Below are 5000 nucleotides of genomic sequence, written 5' to 3' on the forward strand. Positions count from 1 at the left end.
TGATCGGCAACGCGGTGCGCCGCCTCGGCGGGCTGCCGGTGACGCGCAGTGTGGCCAGCGAAGCCGCCGAGGACGTCGTGGAGCCTCGTACCTTGTGTCTGGCGATCAGCCAGTCCGGCGAGACCGCGGACGTACTGCACGCTGTCGCATCCCGAGTGGCGGACGAGTCGCCCCTGCTGGCCCTCACCAACAACTCGCATTCCACGTTGGCCCGTAGGGCGGACGCGGTGATGACTTTCGCAGCCGGCCCGGAGATCGGCGTGGCAGCCACCAAGACCTTCGTGTGCCAGATCATTGCCGGTGTGGCGGTGATGGTTTCGGCGCTCGTCGCCACGAACCGGCTCTCCTCGACTTACGCCGCCCAACTCGTCGACGATCTTCGGCGCCTGCCGGATCAGCTTGCCGCGGCCGGCACGGTGGCCAAGTGTCTGGTGCCCCCGATCGCCGAGGAGCTGACCACCGCCAGCGGCTTTGTCTTCATAGCCAGGGGCTCCGGGCTGCCGTATGCCGCTGAAGGCGCACTCAAGCTCAAGGAACTCACCTACCGGTGGGCAGAGCACTACCCAGCCGGTGAGCTCAAGCACGGGCCCCTGGCGCTGATCAGCACCGGGACTCCGGTTGTGGTCGTCGATAATGCCGACCCCAAACTGGCCAGCAACGTCGCCGAGGTCCAGGCTCGGGGTGGCCGCATCATCAGTATCGGTTCAGCGGGCAGCACCGTCCCCGTGATGGGCAATTCGCTAGTGCCGTGGGGCCCACTCGAGAGCGTTATCCCGCTGCAGATTCTGGCCCGGACACTCGCACTGGCTTTGGGGCATGACGTCGACAAACCCCGCAACCTCGCCAAATCAGTGACGGTGGAGTGATCCGATGGACCGGCAGAAACCACCGATTCACGGTCCGACGGCCGCGCCTGAACCAGTGCCTCCGACGGCGTTCGAACTGCTTGGTGTGATCTCGATGAATGCCGACCGCCGTGGGGTTCCCGACGTTCACCTGGTTGAGCCCCCCGGTTCGGGTCTGAGGGGTTTCGGCGGCACAAGCTGGGGCATCTCGCGCCTGCACAGGCACGTTTGCCCAACTGCCGCGCGTTCTGTCGCAGGGCCGTCTCCGACCAAGCCTCGCGCCGGCGCCCAGCGCATTACAGAATCCGAACCCATGGTGTCGGGGTAGGCCGTGCATCAGTGGAAGCTCGACCTTATCGTCTCTCGCCCTGAGAGCGAACGAGACCGGCTGGCGATGGTTGGCCATCAAAGCACCACGGTGGCCAGAAAGCGAGCGCTCACAAGGACAACCCCGGTTCGCATCATAGGGTCCGTCCAAGGTACCGGAGCCGAAGGGCCGCCGAGTCAGGTACTCGACCGCTCGCGCTGGCAACGGCGATACGCCGCTAACCTACGGATAACTGACACCGCTGTGGTATGCGGAGCGGTGATATTCGCGCATTATATCCGATTCGGCCATGCTCCTCTGGCGCCTGGATATGCAAACTATTATGTGACGGCTTATTCCGTTCTGCTCGCCATTCTATGGCTGTCTACTCTGGCCGGATTCCATGCGAGATCCGCAAGGATCATCGGTAGAGGCATCGAGGAGTATCGGCGAGCGGTGGAGGCGTCTCTCTGGACCTTTGGGGCCATCGCTATGGCGGAACTGATTTTCAAGCTCGAGATTGCGCGAGGTTATCTCGCAGTGGCTCTTCCCGTGGGCATTATCGGACTGGTGCTGAGCAGATGGCTGTGGCGGAAATCTGTTGCGCGCAAGCGGGTCGAAGGCAGATATCAAACTGCGGTGTTGGCCGTCGGAAAAAGTGAGGCGGTGGCGAGTCTCGCGAATGAGCTGACCCGAAATCCGCGGGATGGATATCGGGTAGTGGGAGTTTGCATACCGGGTTATGGCCCTGCACGTGGCGAACACCTACTAGTCCGCAGTGGGGCGATTCCCATCGTCGGTGGCGAAACCTACGCTTTGGAGGCGATTCGTACGTGCGGTGCGGACACAGTGGCGATTGCCGGAACCGAGCATTTCGGGATCCAGGGAATCCGCAGGCTCATTTGGAAGCTCGAGCCGATGGGCGTCGACCTTGTTGTGTCACCTGGGGTAATGGATGTCGCGGTTTCTCGCTTGGTGATGCAGCCAGTTGCCGGAATACCACTATTGCATATTGAGAAACCGCAATATCGCGGGGCGAAGCGATTCCAAAAACGTGCTTTTGACTTTTGCTTCGCTTTAACCGCCGTCACACTAACCCTACCGATCCTTCTCGTCGCCGCCATCGCGACGAAAATGACCAGTAGAGGTCGACTGTTCTACTGTTCTGAACGTATTGGAATCGATGGCCAGCCTTTTTCCATGCTGAAGTTACGGACTATGGTCGATGAAGCTGACAAGCAGCTCGCAAGCCTGCTGGGCAACAACGAATCTGATGGTCTTCTTTTCAAAATCCGCGACGATCCGCGTATAACACCCGTAGGACGTGTATTGCGTCGATTTAGTATCGATGAGCTGCCTCAGTTTATCAACGTCCTTCGACAAGAGATGAGTGTCGTCGGTCCCCGTCCGCCCTTAAGACGCGAAGTAGAGGCCTACGACTGTGATTTGCAGCGGCGGCTCCTCGTTAAGCCTGGCATTACTGGATTGTGGCAGGTTAGTGGCAGATCCGACCTTTCATGGGATGACGCGGTTCGGCTCGATCTTTCATATATCGACAATTGGTCGATGTCCGGAGACCTCGTGATCATCGCAAAGACATTGCGCGCAGTCCTTTGGCACGACGGCGCCTACTGAGGACTGGTCATGCGCGGAATCATTCTCGCGGGGGGCACCGGCTCTCGGCTGCACCCGATCACCGTTGGCACAAGCAAGCAGCTGCTACCGGTCTACGACAAGCCGATGATCTACTACCCGCTGACGACTCTGATACTTGCGGGCATCCGCGATATCTTGGTCATCACCACACCGGCGGACGCCACGGCGTTCGGGAGATTGTTGGCAGACGGCTCGCAGTTCGGTATCTCCATCACGTACGCGGTTCAACCGGTGCCAGATGGGCTCGCTCAGGCATTTGTCATCGGCAGGGACCACAGCGGGACCGAGTGCGTGGCATTAGTGCTCGGCGACAACCTTTTCCACGGTCCCGGGTTGGGATTACAGCTGAGCCGCTTCAGCGAGATCGATGGCGGAACAATCTTTGCTTACCGGGTATCCGATCCCAGCGCATATGGCGTGGTCGAATTCGACGATCAACACCGCGCGGTGTCTCTCGAGGAAAAGCCGAAGTGTCCGCGATCCGAGTACGCGGTTCCCGGCCTGTACTTCGATCACAACGAAGTGGTCGACATCGCTGCCTCTGTAATGCCCTCCGATCGGGGCGAGTACGAAATCACCGATGTCAATCGCGCATACCTGGATTGGGGGAAGTTATCGGTCGAGGTGCTACCTCGAGGGACGGCCTGGCTTGACACCGGGACATTCGGCTCGCTGCTCGATGCGGGCAATTACGTCCGCACCATCGAGGAGCGCCAAGGCCTGAAGGTAAGTGTGCCGGAGGAGGCTGCGTGGCGGCGCGGCTTCAGTCGGCGAAGGTGCCCATTCCAGGTGCCTGGTGGCAAGTTGCAACTGGCCGAACCGGGTTTCAAAGTTGCTCACTCGCTGTCGGAAATAACACAGACGGAACGCACTCGATTTCGTGTTGATCCGACGACTGCCAGCTGTAGTGACCCGGTACCTGGACGTCACCTGCTGGTGGCTTCCATGGGTGGGCACTTGGCGGACGTCCCGTATGTGACCGAGACCATGCTCATAGGCGGCATACCCACTTTGCGCGCCAACCGGCAGCAACTGGCCGCGAGGATGGTCGCCGACTGCGCGTTGGCGCGCTCGGGTCAGATGGCCATGCCGCGGGTGCTGACCTCTTCCAATGGTTCTGTTGTCGCCAAATTCCGCCGCGACCCCGCCTTCCGCGACCTCATCATGAAGGCGGACGCTGTCGATGCCGATGGCCAGCCGCTGGTCATCGCCAGCCGGCTGTTCAGCAAGACCCCGCTGACGGAGCGCGTTGCCACCACGGATTTCATCCACGATGCGGCCAAGGCCGCGGCGGCGAACGGCCTGCGCTTTTATTTCCTCGGAGCCAAGCCCGGCGTCGCGCAGATCGCGGCGGACCGTCTGCGCGGCCTCCATCCCGGACTGCAGATCGTCGGGGTTTGTGACGGCTATTTCAGCCCGGACCAAGAAGACCAGATCTGCCGCGACATCGTCGGCCTCGAGGCCGATGTGCTGTGGGTTGGCCTGGGCAGCCCCGCGCAGGAGAGCTTCGCCATACGCAATCGGGAGAAGCTAGCGGGCCTGGCCTGGATCAAGACCTGCGGCGGTCTGTTCGACCACTGTGCCGGACAGTGCAGCCGCGCGCCCATGTGGATGCAGAAAGCCGCGCTGGAATGGCTCTACCGGGCGATCAAAGAGCCCCGTCGCCTGGGCCCGCGGTATCTGATCACCAATCTGCCCGCCCTCTATCAGCTGATCACGGCCACATCCGACGGCCCGGTCCCGCCCACGCCAGGCGCGGTGCAGGTCTAGGCGTGGTCTCGACCGCTTCCCGTCCCAGATCGGCGGTGTTCCTGGTTTCGCATTCGTCCGCGGGCGGGGTGCAGGAGATGTGGGCCGACCTGGCCGAGGGTTTCCGCGAGCGCGGATATGCGACGTCTCTTGCCGCCCTCTATCCGGGCGTGGGCGAGGTCCAGACTACCTCGGCGCAAATCCCGTGGACCCATATCGTCGAACGCAAGCCGACCTCGTTATTGGGACGGGTCGCCATGCTGAAGGCGCTGGCGCGGTTCCTCGCCGCCCACAGCCCGTCGATCGTGTTCACCGCCATGCCCGCCGCCAACGTCTTGGCCGCTGCCGCGGCCACGCTCGCGGGCCCAGGCGTAACGGTAGCCACGTCGCACCACTCGCCGGCGCAAACCCACAATCCCATCCTCAACCGGCTCGACGGATTG

General features: G+C 62.0%; 4 protein-coding genes and 1 pseudogene. All 5 read left to right on the forward strand.

Features of this window, described 5'->3' with window-relative positions; all coding sequences use genetic code 11:
- The coding region (locus JWQ89_RS15580) for an SIS domain-containing protein (RefSeq protein ID WP_299642440.1) at window positions 1-866 on the forward strand (866 nt) is incomplete at its 5' end.
- Between the two features lie 373 nt (window positions 867-1239).
- Window positions 1240-2787 carry a sugar transferase gene (locus tag JWQ89_RS15585; protein WP_299642443.1) on the forward strand — a complete coding sequence of 516 codons (1548 nt, stop codon included), beginning with the start codon at window positions 1240-1242 and terminating at the stop codon, window positions 2785-2787.
- 9 nt (window positions 2788-2796) lie between these two features.
- Window positions 2797-3648 (forward strand): annotated as a pseudogene (gene rfbA, locus JWQ89_RS15590) (glucose-1-phosphate thymidylyltransferase RfbA); the annotation flags it as partial.
- A gap of 324 nt (window positions 3649-3972) precedes the next feature.
- A complete protein-coding gene (locus tag JWQ89_RS15595; protein ID WP_299642445.1) occupies window positions 3973-4578 on the forward strand; it encodes a WecB/TagA/CpsF family glycosyltransferase in 606 nt (201 codons plus the stop codon).
- 35 nt (window positions 4579-4613) lie between these two features.
- The coding region (locus JWQ89_RS15600) for a glycosyltransferase (RefSeq protein ID WP_299642442.1) at window positions 4614-5000 on the forward strand (387 nt) is incomplete at its 3' end.

The organism is Devosia sp. (assembly GCF_028290645.1).
GTDB lineage: Bacteria > Pseudomonadota > Alphaproteobacteria > Rhizobiales > Devosiaceae > Devosia_A.